Origin of the sequence: Natronoarchaeum philippinense (assembly GCF_900215575.1) — an archaeon.
Taxonomy (GTDB): domain Archaea; phylum Halobacteriota; class Halobacteria; order Halobacteriales; family Natronoarchaeaceae; genus Natronoarchaeum; species Natronoarchaeum philippinense.
Window position 1 is genome coordinate 845,813 of the sequence record NZ_OBEJ01000001.1, and the last position, 13,288, is coordinate 859,100.

Genomic DNA, 13,288 nt, shown 5'->3' on the forward strand with positions numbered 1-13,288 from the left:
CACGGGTCCGACTAACAAAAGACATATCGGAACCGGTCCCGGACAACCGAACATCCCCGCAGGCACCCAATCATGAATGAAGTTCAACTCGAAGTTGCGAAGGCCTACCCCAACGACTCGGGCCGCGGCATCGCTCGCCTCGACCCGGACACCCTCTTGCACCTCAAGCTGAGTCCGGGCGACATCATCGAAATCGAGGGCGCCGACACCACCGCCGCCAAGGTGTGGCGCGCCGACCGACAGGACTGGAACACCGACACCGTCCGCATCGACGGGTTCACCCGGCAGAACGCCGACGTGGGCATCGGCGAGCGCGTGTCGATCCGCAAGGCCGAAGCGACCAAGGCCGACTCGCTGGTCCTCGCGCCGCCCGAGGAAGCCAGCGTGCAGTTCGGCTCCGACGCCGCCGGCATGGTCAAACGCCAGATCCTCAAGCGCCCGGTCGTCGAGCGCGACATCGTCCCGGTGATGTCGAGCACGAACCACCCGTTCATGCGCTCGCCCGGACAGGCGATCCCGCTGATCGCGGTCGACACCGAGCCCGACGGCGTCGTGCTCGTCACCGAAGACACCGATGTCGAACTGCGCGAGGAGCCGATCAGTGGCTTCGAGAAGACCGGCGGCGGCATCACCTACGAGGACATCGGCGGCCTCCAAGGCGAGATCCAGCGGGTCCGCGAGATGGTCGAGTTGCCGATGAAACACCCCCAGATCTTCAAGAAGTTGGGGATCGAGCCGCCACAGGGTGTCCTGCTGCACGGGCCGCCCGGCACCGGCAAGACGCTGCTCGCCAAAGCGGTCGCCAACGAGACCTCCGCCAGTTTCTTCTCTATCGCAGGGCCGGAGATCATCTCGAAGTACTACGGCGAGTCCGAACAGCAGCTCAGGGAGATCTTCGAGGACGCCACCGAGGAGTCGCCGTCGATCATCTTCATCGACGAACTCGACTCGATCGCGCCCAAGCGCGAGGACGTCACCGGCGAGGTCGAACGCCGCGTCGTCGCCCAGTTGCTGACGATGATGGACGGCCTCGAATCGCGGGGCCAAGTCATCGTCATCGCGGCGACGAACCGCGTCGACTCGGTCGACCCCGCGCTGCGGCGTCCCGGCCGGTTCGACCGCGAGATCGAGATCGGCGTCCCCGACGAGACGGGGCGCGAGGAGATCCTCCAGATCCACACCCGCGGGATGCCCCTGTCCGACGACGTGAATCTCGGCCATCTGGCCGACGAGACCCACGGCTTCGTCGGCGCCGACATCGAGAGCCTCACGAAGGAGGCCGCGATGAAGGCGCTGCGCCGCTACCTCCCCGAGATCGACCTCGACGAGGAGGATATCCCGCCGAGCCTGATCGACCGGATGATCGTCAAGCGCGAGGACTTCCGGGGCGCGCTCAACGAGGTCGAGCCCTCGGCGATGCGGGAGGTGCTCGTCGAACTGCCCAAGATCACGTGGGACGACGTGGGCGGACTCGAAGAGGCTCAACAGAGCATCCAAGAGAGCGTCGAGTGGCCGATGTCCAGCCCCGAGAAGTTCGAGCGGATGGGCGTCAACCCGCCCAAGGGCGTCCTGCTGTACGGGCCGCCCGGGACGGGCAAGACGCTGATGGCGAAAGCCGTCGCCAACGAGACCAACGCCAACTTCATCAGCGTGCGCGGGCCGCAACTGCTCTCGAAGTGGGTCGGCGAGTCCGAGAAGGCGATCCGCCAGACGTTCCGCAAGGCCCGGCAGGTCGCCCCGACGGTGATCTTCTTCGACGAGCTCGACAGCCTCGCGCCCTCGCGCAGCCAAGAGATGGGCTCGAACGTCTCCGAGCGCGTGGTCAACCAGCTCCTGACCGAGCTCGACGGGCTCGAAGAGATGGAGGACGTGATGGTGATCGGCGCGACCAACCGGCCGGACATGATCGACCCCGCGCTGATCCGGTCGGGGCGGTTCGACCGACTCGTGATGGTCGGCCAGCCCGACGTGGAGGGGCGCGAGCAGATCCTCAAGATCCACACGGACGACACGCCGCTGTCGCCGGACGTGAGCCTACGCGAACTCGCGGAGATCACCGACGGCTACGTCGGTAGCGATCTGGAGTCGATCTCGCGGGAAGCCGCCATCGAGGCGCTACGAGAGGACGACGACGCCGAAGACGTCGACATGCGTCACTTCCGGCAGGCCTTGGAGGATGTCCGGCCGACGATCACCGAAGAGATCCTCGACTACTACGAGCAGATGGAAGAGGAGTTCAAGGGCGGCGGGAGCAGCGACGCCGGACGCCGGAGCGGCGGCCGGATCGGCTTCCAGTAGCCCGCGACTGCGATTTTTGGTCGAGGAGAGCACCGGGAGACGATCGAGACGGCGCCACAGCCGGGGAAGTTATGACGGGTCGGTGAGTACCGCTGTTCATGGTCACGGCCTCCTACGTCCTCGGCGGCGCGTCGATGTTCATTCTGGGAGCCGTGTTCACGCGACTCGGAGCGAGCAACGACACCGAGGAGCTGTATCTGCAGGTGCTGGAGTACGGCTTCGCTATCGCATTCCTGACGATCGGCGCCGGACTGGTCGTGATCAGCCTTCTGTGATCGGGGCAGCAACAGCGCAAAACTCCCAAAGTGTTTGTACGCGATTGATAAAATCAGCGAGCCCCAAACCCTGACAAACGGTTCATTTTATCAGGTGTGGCTGTTTGAGTACCGATAGGTAGTGCTATCGTGACAGGTCCAGAACGCGACGGACTGTTCGCCTCGATCCGGAGCGACGCGGACGGGTCGATACCGCTGCGCGTCGCCCCGATGTTGATGCTCGGGCTGAGCATTCTGGTGCTGGTCATCCTGTACGTAACCACTGCGTGACTGACGGTGCGAGGCGATGCAACAATGACAACGACACAGACGAGGACAGGTGATCCGCCGAGCGTCACCCTCGAAGTTGTCGCGTGGACGCTGTCGGCGAGAGTGTGGGTCTGGACGGCGGTGCTGACCGCAGTCGTCGCGGTGTTGATCGGGCTCGTCGGCTGGTTCCAGTTCGACGCGCCGCCGGTAGCGACGATCGTTACGGCAATGACCACGCCGGACAGCATGCTGGCGACGTTTCTGAGCGGCCGAGCAGTGGCGTTCCTCCACTGTCAGCGCCACCGCGACCGCGCGATGGCAGCGGGGACGAAGACGCTCAACTCAGACGTCTCGCTGGCGTCGGTCGTGACGGTCGCGTCCTACACGATCGTCGGACTGATCGCGACCGGCGTGGCGATGCCGATCGTCTACGAGGTGACGGGGCCGTTCTTCTACCTCGCGGCCGGCATCGCCGTCGTGGCGACACCGATCGGCTTTCTGTTGCTCACCTACCAGCTGACGGAACTGGTCGCCGCGGATCGTTACCGGCGAGGGTTTCGCGTGCTGCCGGCGGCGTGGGTGTACGCCGTCTCGCTGCCGTGGCTCGTGCTCGTGTGGCTGCTCGTGACCGAACGGACCGCGCTGTACCCGCCGGTACCGCCAGCTATCCGCAACGCCACGTCGCTGATCTGGGGTGAGTACCTCACGATCGACGCTTGGGAAATCGCGTACGTCGGCCTCTGTGCGCCCACGGCGTTGGCGTTCGCGTACACGATCCGCCGGCAGTTCGAAGCCGTGTTTCGACGGATTTTCAGGCTGTGAGAGCCGATCAGCGGCGAAATCGGTCCGATCGGTAATATTATACTATTCTATCGCCTGTGTCCGACAACCGACCGATGGCACAAGCATCAGAGGACGAGACGGGAGACTTCTCCGTTCAGATCTCCGACATGACGCCCGAGCAGCTCGCCGCGGTGTCGATCTTCGGAGCTCTGCTGACCGGAGGCGTATTCAGCATGATCGGACTGCAACTAAACGTGGGGCGCTATCAGGCGGCGCTCGTCATCATCGGGCTGTTGCTCGTGATCCTGATCGGCACCGTGTTCGCCGTCATGCGCGCGATGGTGATCAGCGCGGAGAAAGACGGCGACAACCCGCTCGACGCGTTGACGAACCCGCTTTTCGTCGTCCTGTTCCTCTTTGTCGCCATCGCCGTCAGCGTGTTCGTCGGCGTCTACACCTGGCTGTTCTGAGTTTCCACAGTTCCAATTACTCCGTCGTTACTCTCCCGCCTCGACCAGCTCCGGCAGTCCCCGCAAATCCTCGATCTCGTGGGTTGCCGGCGTCGACAGTTCGGCGTCCCGCCGATGCGAACGCCGGACGAACGCAGAGTCGATTCCCGCCCGGTCGGCGGCAACGATGTCGCTCTGACTGTCGCCGACGTACAGCGGCTCGTCGACGCCGAGGCGGCTACGGACCGTCTCTATCATCGACGGATCGGGCTTCTTGGTCCGGAGTCCTGAGAGCGTCGGCTGGCGACCGATGGCGACATCGACCGCGTCGAGCCCGTAGTAGTCGACGACGTACGCGACGAGTTCGGCCTGATTGTTGCTGACGACGCCGACGGGCACGTCCAGCCCGTCGAGCACGTCCACGTCGTCGAACGCGGGCTTGCGCCCGGCACGGATCTCGGCTTGCTGAGCGAGCGCGGCGTTGCGGTCGCGGCGGCGCCAGAACGCGGCGGGATCGAAGCCATAGGAGTCGGCGACGGCTTCGAGATCGTCGATCGTGAGGTGGTGCAGCGCCTCGATGTCCTCGGCAGGCGGGTCGGCGACGCCGAACTCGCCGAACGTCGTCTCGATGGCGCGTTCGAGCACGTCGATCTCGGTGAGGTAGGTCAACACGCCGTCGTTGTCGAAGATGACCGCGTCGTACATACTGGTAGCTACCGGGCGTTGGCACCGGTCACACTTAGCTTCGAGAGAAATCGGATTCTGCAGCGCCCGGCGATCAGGACGACCGGGAGAGCGCGGGCACGAGCCCGCCGGCGGCGTCACGCAGCGCCCACCAAGCCGCCGCGAGCGCGAGTCCGCCGATCAGCCCCCCGGCGAGTGCGAGTTCGGCCTGTGCAGAGGGGGCGATGACGAGCCGACCCTGAAGCAGTAGTCCGGCGAGCAACGCGGCGGCGCCGAAAGCGGTCGCCGGAGTCCGGCGGGACGCCGATTCGTCCATCGACCAGAGGCCGAGGGACAACAGCGCGGCAAACGCCAACAGCCCGACGGCGTAGTAGCCGATGTGGACAGGGACGGATCCGGAGATCAGGACGAAGGGCGTGGCGACGGCGACGACGGGGACGAGTGCGAAGGCGGCGAGCGCCCCCCAGCGCTGGGGCGTTTCAAGCGCGGTGTCGAACGTCAGCGCCGTCGCGGTCACCAGCAGCGAGAAGATGAGGACCGCGAACACGAAGTGGGCGGTCAGGATCACGATCTCGTACTGGGTGACCGTCAGGGCGCCCAGAATGATCTGGGTCGGGAGCAGCGCTAGCGCGCCGGTCGTCGCCCAGCGCACCGCCTTCGAGCGACCGCGGCGCCACGCCGAGACGGTCAGCCCGAACACCATGAACCCGACGACCATCGCCACGAGCCGGTGGAACCACTCGATGAAACTCGGCCAGTTGGCCGGGAACAGCCCCAGCCAGCCGTCGCAGAACGGCCAGCGGCCCGCGCAGGTCAGCCCCGCGCCGGCCACCGCTGTGTAGATGCCGAGCAACAACAGCACGAACGTCAGGGCGGTCGTCGCCACCGCAAGCTGGTGGAACGAGACCAGTCCGCCGCCCCCCGTATCGGATGAAGCGGACGCCATACTAGACGATTGTCGGGCCTTCGCGCACTTAGCTTTGACCAAACTGGCGCGCCGCGGCGGGTCACCGAGGCGCCGGAGAACGGGCTGTGGCGTCCAGCGGCGGTCCGGAGCGTTCAAGGCGATCCTGTGGGTGGAGTCGTGTATGCGAGACGCACGCCTCGACGCCTATCTCGACGAGCACGGTCTGGAGTCGGTGTGGTTCGCGCGCCCGAACGCGTTCGCGTGGCTCACCGGCGGGAACAACGTCGTCGACCGCGAGGGCGATGTCGGCGTCGCCGCGGCCGGCTACGACGGATCGGACGTGACCGTCGTGACCGACAACATCGAAGCGCCGCGGCTGACCGACGAAGAACTGGCCGACGACGTTGCGGTCGAGACGTTCGAGTGGCACGCCGATTCGCTGGCCGACGCCGTCGCCGCGCGGGCCGCCGAACCCGCCGCCGCGGACTTCGACGTGCCCGGCTTCGACGCCGTCGACGCCCGCGAACTGCGCCAGCCTCTCTCCGAGGAGGATATCGAAGCCTACCGAACGCTCGGACGGGAGACGGCGGCGGCCGTCGAAGCCGTCGCGCGGGAGCTCCAGCCGGGCGACACCGAGCGCGAGGCCGCCTCGGCGCTCCGGGTCGCGCTGTCGGCGCGGGGCATCGAGTCGCCGGTCGCGCTCGCCGGCGGCGCGGAGCGCGCCCAGCAGTACCGTCACTACACGCCCCAGCCGGTCGAGTTGGGCGACTACGCGCTGCTGTCGGTCAGCGCCGAGATGGCGGGACTGCACGCCTCGTGTACTCGCGCGGTCGCGTTCGACGCGCCCGAGTGGCTCGACGAGCGCCACGACGCCGCGACGGCGGTCGAAGCCCAAGCGCTGGCCGCGACACAGGAGGTCGGGCAGTCCGGCGGCACCGCCGGCGACGTGTTCGAGGCCGTGCAGGACGCCTACGCCGCAGTCGGCTACGAGGGCGAGTGGCGCAACCACCATCAGGGCGGTGCGGCCGGATTCGCCGGCCGCGAGTGGATCGCCACGCCCGGCCACGACGCCCCGGTCCACCTGCCGATGGCGTACGCGTGGAACCCCACGGTACAGGGCGCAAAGAGCGAGGACACCGTGCTCGTCACCGAGGACGGCTTCGAGTCGCTGACGACCACCGGCGACTGGCCGACTCTGACCGCGACGGCGCCGGACTACGATGTCGAGATCGAACGACCCGCCATCCTCGACGGCGGCGCCGACGAATAGCACACCCGGTTTTTCGACGGTCGTCGAACCCCGCCTTGGGTGCCTTTTTACCCGTACAGGCTGATGACTTCTCCCATGGGACTGGACGAGGACTCGCTGGAGTACCACAAGGAGGAACCACCGGGGAAGATCGAGATTGCGACCACCAAGCCGACCAACACGCAGCGCGATCTGAGTCTGGCGTACTCGCCCGGCGTCGCGGCGCCGTGCCGCGAGATCGACGACGATCCCGAGAAGGCCTACAGCTACACCGCGAAGGGGAATCTCGTCGGCGTCGTCTCGAACGGGTCGGCGGTGCTCGGCTTGGGGGATATCGGCGCGCAGGCGTCCAAGCCCGTCATGGAGGGCAAGGGCGTGCTGTTCAAGCGCTTTGCCGACATCGACGTGTTCGATCTGGAGTTCGACCACGACGATCCCGAGGCGTTCGTCGAGTCGGTCGCCGCGCTGGGGCCGACGTTCGGGGGGATCAATCTCGAAGACATCAGCGCCCCGGAATGTTTCGTCATCGAGGAGCGCCTGCGCGAGCGCATGGACGTGCCGGTGTTCCACGACGACCAGCACGGCACCGCGATCATCAGCGGCGCCGCGCTACTCAACGCCGCCGAGATCGTCGACAAGGACCTCTCGGACCTGAAGATCGTCTTCTCCGGTGCGGGCGCAAGCGCCATCGCGACGGCCCGGTTCTACGTCTCGCTGGGCGCGAAAACGGAGAACATTCGCATGTGTGATTCCTCGGGGATCATCACCCAAGAGCGCGTCGAGCGCGACGACGCCAACGAGTACAAGCGCGAGTTCGCCAGCGACGTTCCCGAGGGCGATCTGGCGGACGCGATGGAGGGGGCCGACGTGTTCGTTGGACTGTCGGTCGGCGGCCTCGTCGACGAGGAGATGGTCCGGTCGATGGCGGCCGACCCGGTCATCTTCGCGATGGCGAACCCCGATCCCGAGATCGACTACGAGACGGCAAAGCAGGCCCGCGACGACACGGTGATCATGGCGACCGGACGTTCGGACTACCCGAATCAGGTCAACAACGTGCTCGGCTTTCCCTTCATCTTCCGGGGCGCGCTCGACGTGCGTGCCAGCGAGATCAACGAGTCGATGAAAGTCGCCGCCGCCGAAGCGCTGGCCGAACTCGCACGCCAAGACGTGCCCGACGCCGTCGTGAAGGCCTACGGCGACCAACCTCTGCAGTTCGGCCCCGAGTACATCATCCCGAAGCCGCTCGATCCGCGCGTCCTGTTCGAGGTCGCGCCCGCCGTCGCGCAGGCGGCAATCGACAGCGGCGCCGCCCGCTCCGACCTCGACATCGACGAGTACACCGAGACGCTCGAAGCCCGGCTTGGCAAGTCCCGCGAGATGATGCGCGTCGTGCTCAACAAAGCAAAGAGCGAACCACAGCGACTCGCGCTCGCCGAGGGCGACGACGAGAAGATCATCCGCGCGGCCTACCAGTTAGACGAACAGGGGATCGCCGAACCGGTGCTGATCGGCGACCCCGAGGAGATCGGCGACACCGCCCGCGAACTCGGCCTGCGATTCGACCCCGAGGTCGTCGATCCATCGAGCGACAACTACGAGGAGTACGCCGAGCGGCTCTACGAGCGCCGCCAGCGCAAGGGGATCACCCGGAGCGAGGCCGGGGAGATGATCCACGACAGCAACTACTTCGCCTCGGTGATGGTCGAGGCCGGCGACGCCGACGCCATGCTGACGGGGCTGACCCACCACTACCCCTCGGCGCTCCGCCCGCCGTTGCAGGTGATCGGCACCGCCGACGACGCCGAGTACGCCGCCGGCGTCTACATGCTGACGTTCAAAAACAGCGTCCTCTTTATCGCCGACGCGACGGTCAATCAGGACCCCGACGAGGACGTGCTCGCGGAAGTGACCCGCCACACGGCCGAACTCGCGCGGCGGTTCAACGTCGAGCCGCGGGCGGCGCTGCTGTCGTACTCGAACTTCGGCTCGGTGAAAAACGAGGAGACCCGAAAGCCACGACGGGCCGCAAAGCGGCTCCGGGAAGACCCCGAGGTCGACTTCCCGGTCGACGGCGAGATGCAGGCCGACACCGCCGTCGTCGAGGACCTCTTGGAGGGAACGTACGAGTTCTCGGAGCTCGACGGCCCCGCGAACGTGCTCGTGTTCCCGAACCTCGAAGCAGGCAACATCAGCTACAAGCTCCTCCAGCGCCTCGGCGGCGCCGAGGCCATCGGCCCGATGCTCGTCGGAATGGACAAGCCCGTCCACGTCCTCCAGCGCGACGACGAGGTCAAAGACATCGTCAACATGGCGGGCGTGGCGGCGGTCGACGCCCAGCAGGAGTAGGACCGCGAGCGAGCGGCTGAGCAAGCCGCTTTTTCCGAACGTTTCGAGGAGTGAGAGCGAAGCTATCTCGTGGAGAAAAGGGTCACCGCGTCAGTCGCTCGCGTGGCGGTCGGCGCGGGACGGCGGCGGGAACTGCTGGGGTGATCGGTCGATCCGGCCGGGCAACACGCACCGATCGGGCTCGCGGTTGACGTGTTCGTACTGTTCGGGCGCGTTAGCCAGCGGATGCGCGGGGTTCTGCTCGCTCCGGATGCGAGCGGCTCGGACCGTCTCGAAGCCCGAGAGCCGCGCCCGGACGCCGCGCCAGTGGTGTTCGACGCCCGGCGGCGTTCGAAGCTCGTGTGGCGGTTTCCCATCGGGGTGGCGCCCGGCGAGCACCGCGGCGTTGACGTTCTCGGCGAGGTCGTCGTGATCGACGAGAACGCCGATACGAGCGTCGTCGGGGGCTCGCGCCGCGAGCACGTCGAGTCCGAGGTGGAGCGCCCGATACTCGGCGATGTTGTTGTCGGGAACGGTTTCTGCGATCGAAAGGCGAGCAACGCGCGTCCCGTCCCGCGTTTCGATGACGGCGCCCAGTCCACCCGAGCCATCGGCGCGGAACGACCCGTCGGTCGCAACGTAGTAGTCTCGGTGGTGGGTTTCGGGAGGATGAGCGATGTGCGGCGTTGGTGACTCGTCGAACAGGTCCCGCAATCCAGACCGGCCGTGAGCGGCCATGCGAGAGACAAGAGGGTAGATGAACTTAAAGCTGCGGACCGTACTGGTCCGGACCGGGACGTACGTCACCGCTTCGACGCCGAAGCTGGACGGGGGAATACGCGACATCGGCAGATCGAAAGCACGTTGAACGACGGTACGAGATGGACGGCCATGAGTACCGGACGAGACGTTGGCCTGTTCGTCGCGCTGGCGGCAATCTGGGGGACGGCCTTTGTCGCGATCAAAGCCGGGCTGTCGTACTTTCCGCCCGTGCTCTTTGCCGCGCTGCGATACGACATCGCCGGACTACTAATGCTCGGTTACGCCGTCGCCGCAGTCGACCAGTGGCGACCGCACACCAAGGGAGAATGGTCGCAAGTGGTCGTCGGTGCGGTGCTGTTGATCGCTGCCTACCACGCGTTCTTGTTCGTCGGCGAGCAGAGCGTGACGAGTGCGACCGCCGCGATCGTCGTCAGCCTCTCCCCGGTTCTCACGACCGGGTTCGCGCGGGTCTTACTCCCCGACCAGCGGCTTTCGACGCTGGGCGCGCTCGGGCTTGCAGCCGGCTTTGCCGGCGTCGTGATCGTCGCTCGACCGACGCCCGACGCCGTGTTCTCGGCCGATGTCGTCGCCGTCGGGCTGGTGTTTGCCGCCGCGACGGCGTTCGCGCTGGGAAGCGTGCTCTCGAAGCGGATCGCGGCGTCGCTACCGATCGAGACGATGGAAGCGTGGTCGATGCTCGGCGGCGCCGCGATCATGCACGCGGTCAGCTATCTACTCCCCGGCGAAGCGTTCGCGGACGTGATCTGGAACGGCGAAGCGCTGGCTGCGCTTGGCTATCTGGCAGTCGTCGCCAGCGCGCTCGGCTTTCTGGTGTACTTCGAACTACTGGACCGCCTCGGGCCGGTCGAGATCAATCTGGTCTCATACGTCGCGCCGGTCTTCGCCGCCGTCGCGGGATGGGCGCTACTGGGCGAGGTCATCGACGCCGGGACGGCGCTTGGCTTCGCCGCGATCGTTTTCGGATTCGCACTGCTCAAGCGCCGGGCGATCGCCAGAAAGCTATCGGCGGCGTGAGTGACGGCAACACGGACACGCGAGAAAGCGTCAGCGGGGGGTGGGGGACCTGCGGGCGAGTGGCACGATCAGCGTTGACGGTGGGGGTAGCCGACAAGCAGTGCCAAGAGGTTCAGGGCCAGCAACGAGAGGAACGTGACCGTTTGCTGGCTTCCTTCGAGGCCCGTCGCAAGCAGCGGAACGTGGAGGAACGGCAGGGCGACGGCGCTCCAGAAGCCGATCATCCGGATCGGAGCTACGACTGACCCCGCGAACTGATTGTAGACGTGCTCACGGAGTGATTGGCGCTCGGTTGCGTCGGCGGCGATCGTTCCTTGGTCGTTGTAGGTGGAGGGGCTGGACATGGGTTGGCGCCTACTTCCACCAACAGCGGCAACCCACATATAGGGGTGTGAGCCTTTCTTTCCTTTCGTCCCATTTCACTGGAACGATCTCCGGGAGCCGACGTTTTACGAGCGGCTAAGACGCAAGTAAACGTTTTATAACTTGCAGAGAAGTGGTAATCCAACATATCGGGGTGCTGTGAGGACACACCGATCTGACGGTCGAGCAGCGACTATCGAGCAAGCTGAGTTCCGGTCCACAAGCTCCGACCGCTATGCGCTCGCATCACCCGCGCGAATCTCGATCGAGGCCGACACGGCGTCGCCGCGGACGGTCAGCGTCTGATCGTAGGTGCCTGCTGGCGTCTCAGTCGGGACGGCGAACTCGACCGTCGCGCGCTGTCCGGCTCGCAAAACGACAGTCTCGGTGTCAACGGTCGCGCCGTCGAATCGGTACGTCACCGACGCGGCCCCCATGTCGCTCCCGCGGTTCGAAACGTCGACGGCGATCGTCGCGCTGGCGTTTCTGTTCACTGATTCGGGAGCCTCAACGCCGCCGAGCCGATACTCGGTATCTTTGACCGTCACAGTCAGCTCGTCGGCCGGGAAGCGGTGGGTCGAAGTGTTGGCACGCGTCGCGGTAGCTGTCACCGTGCCCGATTGGGTGAACTCGACCGTCGCCTCGCCGTGCTGGTCGAGCCAGTACGTTCGGTTACCGACGGTGAGTTGGCCGGGGAGCGGTTCGCCGGTGTCCGAACGGACTGCGGTGAATCTGACCGACTCGCCCGATTCGACCGTCGTCTCGTTTGCCGAGAGCGACACTGGCGCGGCGTACCGGTACACGCGGAGCGTCTGCTCGACCGGTTCGAACGCGATCGAATCGGAGTTGGTCGTCGTGCCTCGGACCTGATACTGTCCCGCACGGTCGTACGAGACCGTCACCGCGCCGTCGACGGTGCGGAGCGACCGGTTGCCGACAGTCAGGTTGCCGTCGATGGTCGCGCCCGTGTCGGTTCGGAAGAGCGTCAGCCGAACGGTTTCGCCCGGGCGCGGCGCGGAGCGGTTCATCGCGATCGCAAGTCTGACCTGCTGTCGCTCGGCCGAGACGCTGACCGAGTCTGAAACGTATCGCTGGGCTGCCGTCGGATCGCGGCGAGCGACTGCCTCGAAGTGACCGGCGCGCTCGATACGAGCGACAGCGTGTCCCCGCTGATCGGTCTGGAGTGTCCGGCCGGCGACCGAAATCGTGGCCGTCACGGGGGCGTCCGTGTCAGCACGCCGGACCGCAAACCGGACCGCGTCCCCGGCGGTGACGTTCGTCGCGTTCGCACTGACCGCGAGCGGGATCTTGTAGCGTTCGACGGACAGTATCGTCCCGTCAGCGACGTACCGGACCGACTCGGTGTTTTCTTTCCGGATCGTCGCCGTGTACGACCCGCCCCCTTCGAAGGTCACCGTGGCCCGGCCGCTGTCGTCGAACGAATACTCCGAGCCGCCGACGGAGAGCGTCGCGCTCGATGCCGGCGTTCCATTCTCGTAGGTGGCGTTAAACAGGACCGCTCCGCCGGGTCGCAACGAGCTGCGGTTGACCTCGAGCGCCAACGCCACTTCCTCGCGGGACTCGTTGTTGATGTCTTGGAACGGAAACACCGTCCCGCTGCCGTCACCACTCATGACCGGCGTCGATCCGACGCCGGCGAGCGCGATGATCAGCGTTCCGAACACGATCACGGCGATCCCGATGATTTTGGGATCCTTGCGCGGATCGTACTCTCTCGACCCGTCGCTGCTGGTGGTCGTTGGGGGGCGGTGGTCGCGCGGTGGGGACGATACCGTCGTCGTCACGATACGTTGCCTCGCTGGAACGTGCTATGCGGGCGTGCGTTATATGCGTTCGGCTCGGCTGCGAAACGCCGCTACTCCACTGAACCGCCGAACGAACGGCC

At 66.2% G+C, this 13,288-nt stretch carries 13 protein-coding genes; 8 read left to right on the forward strand and 5 right to left on the reverse strand.

The genetic code is table 11. The annotated features are described in order from the left end of the window. Positions 1-72 precede the first annotated feature (72 nt). The 5 genes from CRO01_RS04305 to CRO01_RS04315 all read left to right on the forward strand — a co-directional run bounded on the left by CRO01_RS04305 (position 73) and on the right by CRO01_RS04315 (position 4,075). Positions 73-2,298 (forward strand): CDC48 family AAA ATPase, encoded by a 2,226-nt coding sequence (locus CRO01_RS04305; protein ID WP_097007861.1) that lies wholly within the window; start codon positions 73-75, stop codon positions 2,296-2,298. Positions 2,299-2,396: 98 nt separating this feature from the next. Beyond that, entirely contained in the window at positions 2,397-2,573 is a 177-nt protein-coding gene (locus CRO01_RS16500) for a hypothetical protein (protein ID WP_179747391.1), read from the forward strand. A 129-nt stretch (positions 2,574-2,702) separates the two neighbouring features. Further along, entirely contained in the window at positions 2,703-2,843 is a 141-nt protein-coding gene (locus tag CRO01_RS16505) for a hypothetical protein (protein WP_179747392.1), read from the forward strand. 24 nt (positions 2,844-2,867) lie between these two features. Further along, complete coding sequence (locus tag CRO01_RS04310; RefSeq protein WP_143824902.1) at positions 2,868-3,644, forward strand: hypothetical protein; 777 nt, start codon at positions 2,868-2,870, stop codon at positions 3,642-3,644. Between the two features lie 74 nt (positions 3,645-3,718). Then, a complete protein-coding gene (locus tag CRO01_RS04315; RefSeq protein WP_097007863.1) occupies positions 3,719-4,075 on the forward strand; it encodes a hypothetical protein in 357 nt (118 codons plus the stop codon). A gap of 27 nt (positions 4,076-4,102) precedes the next feature. Here CRO01_RS04315 and CRO01_RS04320 read toward each other — a convergent pair whose 3' ends face one another. Both CRO01_RS04320 and CRO01_RS04325 read right to left on the reverse strand, forming a co-directional pair. Beyond that, entirely contained in the window at positions 4,103-4,759 is a 657-nt protein-coding gene (locus CRO01_RS04320) for an HAD family hydrolase (protein WP_097007864.1), read from the reverse strand. Between the two features lie 73 nt (positions 4,760-4,832). Beyond that, positions 4,833-5,684, reverse strand: a complete 852-nt coding sequence (locus tag CRO01_RS04325; protein ID WP_097007865.1) for a COX15/CtaA family protein — start codon at positions 5,682-5,684, stop codon at positions 4,833-4,835. 142 nt (positions 5,685-5,826) lie between these two features. Between CRO01_RS04325 and CRO01_RS04330 the strand changes: the two genes are divergently transcribed. Together CRO01_RS04330 and CRO01_RS04335 are read left to right on the forward strand one after the other, a co-directional pair. Then, positions 5,827-6,915 (forward strand): M24 family metallopeptidase, encoded by a 1,089-nt coding sequence (locus CRO01_RS04330; RefSeq protein ID WP_097007866.1) that lies wholly within the window; start codon positions 5,827-5,829, stop codon positions 6,913-6,915. 75 nt (positions 6,916-6,990) lie between these two features. Then, a complete protein-coding gene (locus CRO01_RS04335) occupies positions 6,991-9,243 on the forward strand; it encodes an NADP-dependent malic enzyme (RefSeq protein WP_097007867.1) in 2,253 nt (750 codons plus the stop codon). A 90-nt stretch (positions 9,244-9,333) separates the two neighbouring features. Here CRO01_RS04335 and CRO01_RS04340 read toward each other — a convergent pair whose 3' ends face one another. Then, positions 9,334-9,960 (reverse strand): ribonuclease H, encoded by a 627-nt coding sequence (locus tag CRO01_RS04340; protein WP_097007868.1) that lies wholly within the window; start codon positions 9,958-9,960, stop codon positions 9,334-9,336. Between the two features lie 153 nt (positions 9,961-10,113). On the opposite strand from CRO01_RS04340, the gene CRO01_RS04345 reads away from it, so the two are divergent. After that, positions 10,114-11,019, forward strand: coding sequence for a DMT family transporter (locus CRO01_RS04345; protein ID WP_097007869.1), 906 nt, complete (start codon positions 10,114-10,116; stop codon positions 11,017-11,019). 68 nt (positions 11,020-11,087) lie between these two features. On the opposite strand, the gene CRO01_RS04350 is transcribed toward CRO01_RS04345, so the two are convergent. Together CRO01_RS04350 and CRO01_RS04355 are read right to left on the reverse strand one after the other, a co-directional pair. After that, positions 11,088-11,363: a hypothetical protein gene (locus CRO01_RS04350; protein ID WP_097007870.1), complete on the reverse strand. Its 276-nt coding sequence runs from the start codon at positions 11,361-11,363 to the stop codon at positions 11,088-11,090. A 252-nt stretch (positions 11,364-11,615) separates the two neighbouring features. Next, complete coding sequence (locus CRO01_RS04355; RefSeq protein WP_097007871.1) at positions 11,616-13,187, reverse strand: CARDB domain-containing protein; 1,572 nt, start codon at positions 13,185-13,187, stop codon at positions 11,616-11,618. Between the last annotated feature and the right edge of the window lie 101 nt (positions 13,188-13,288).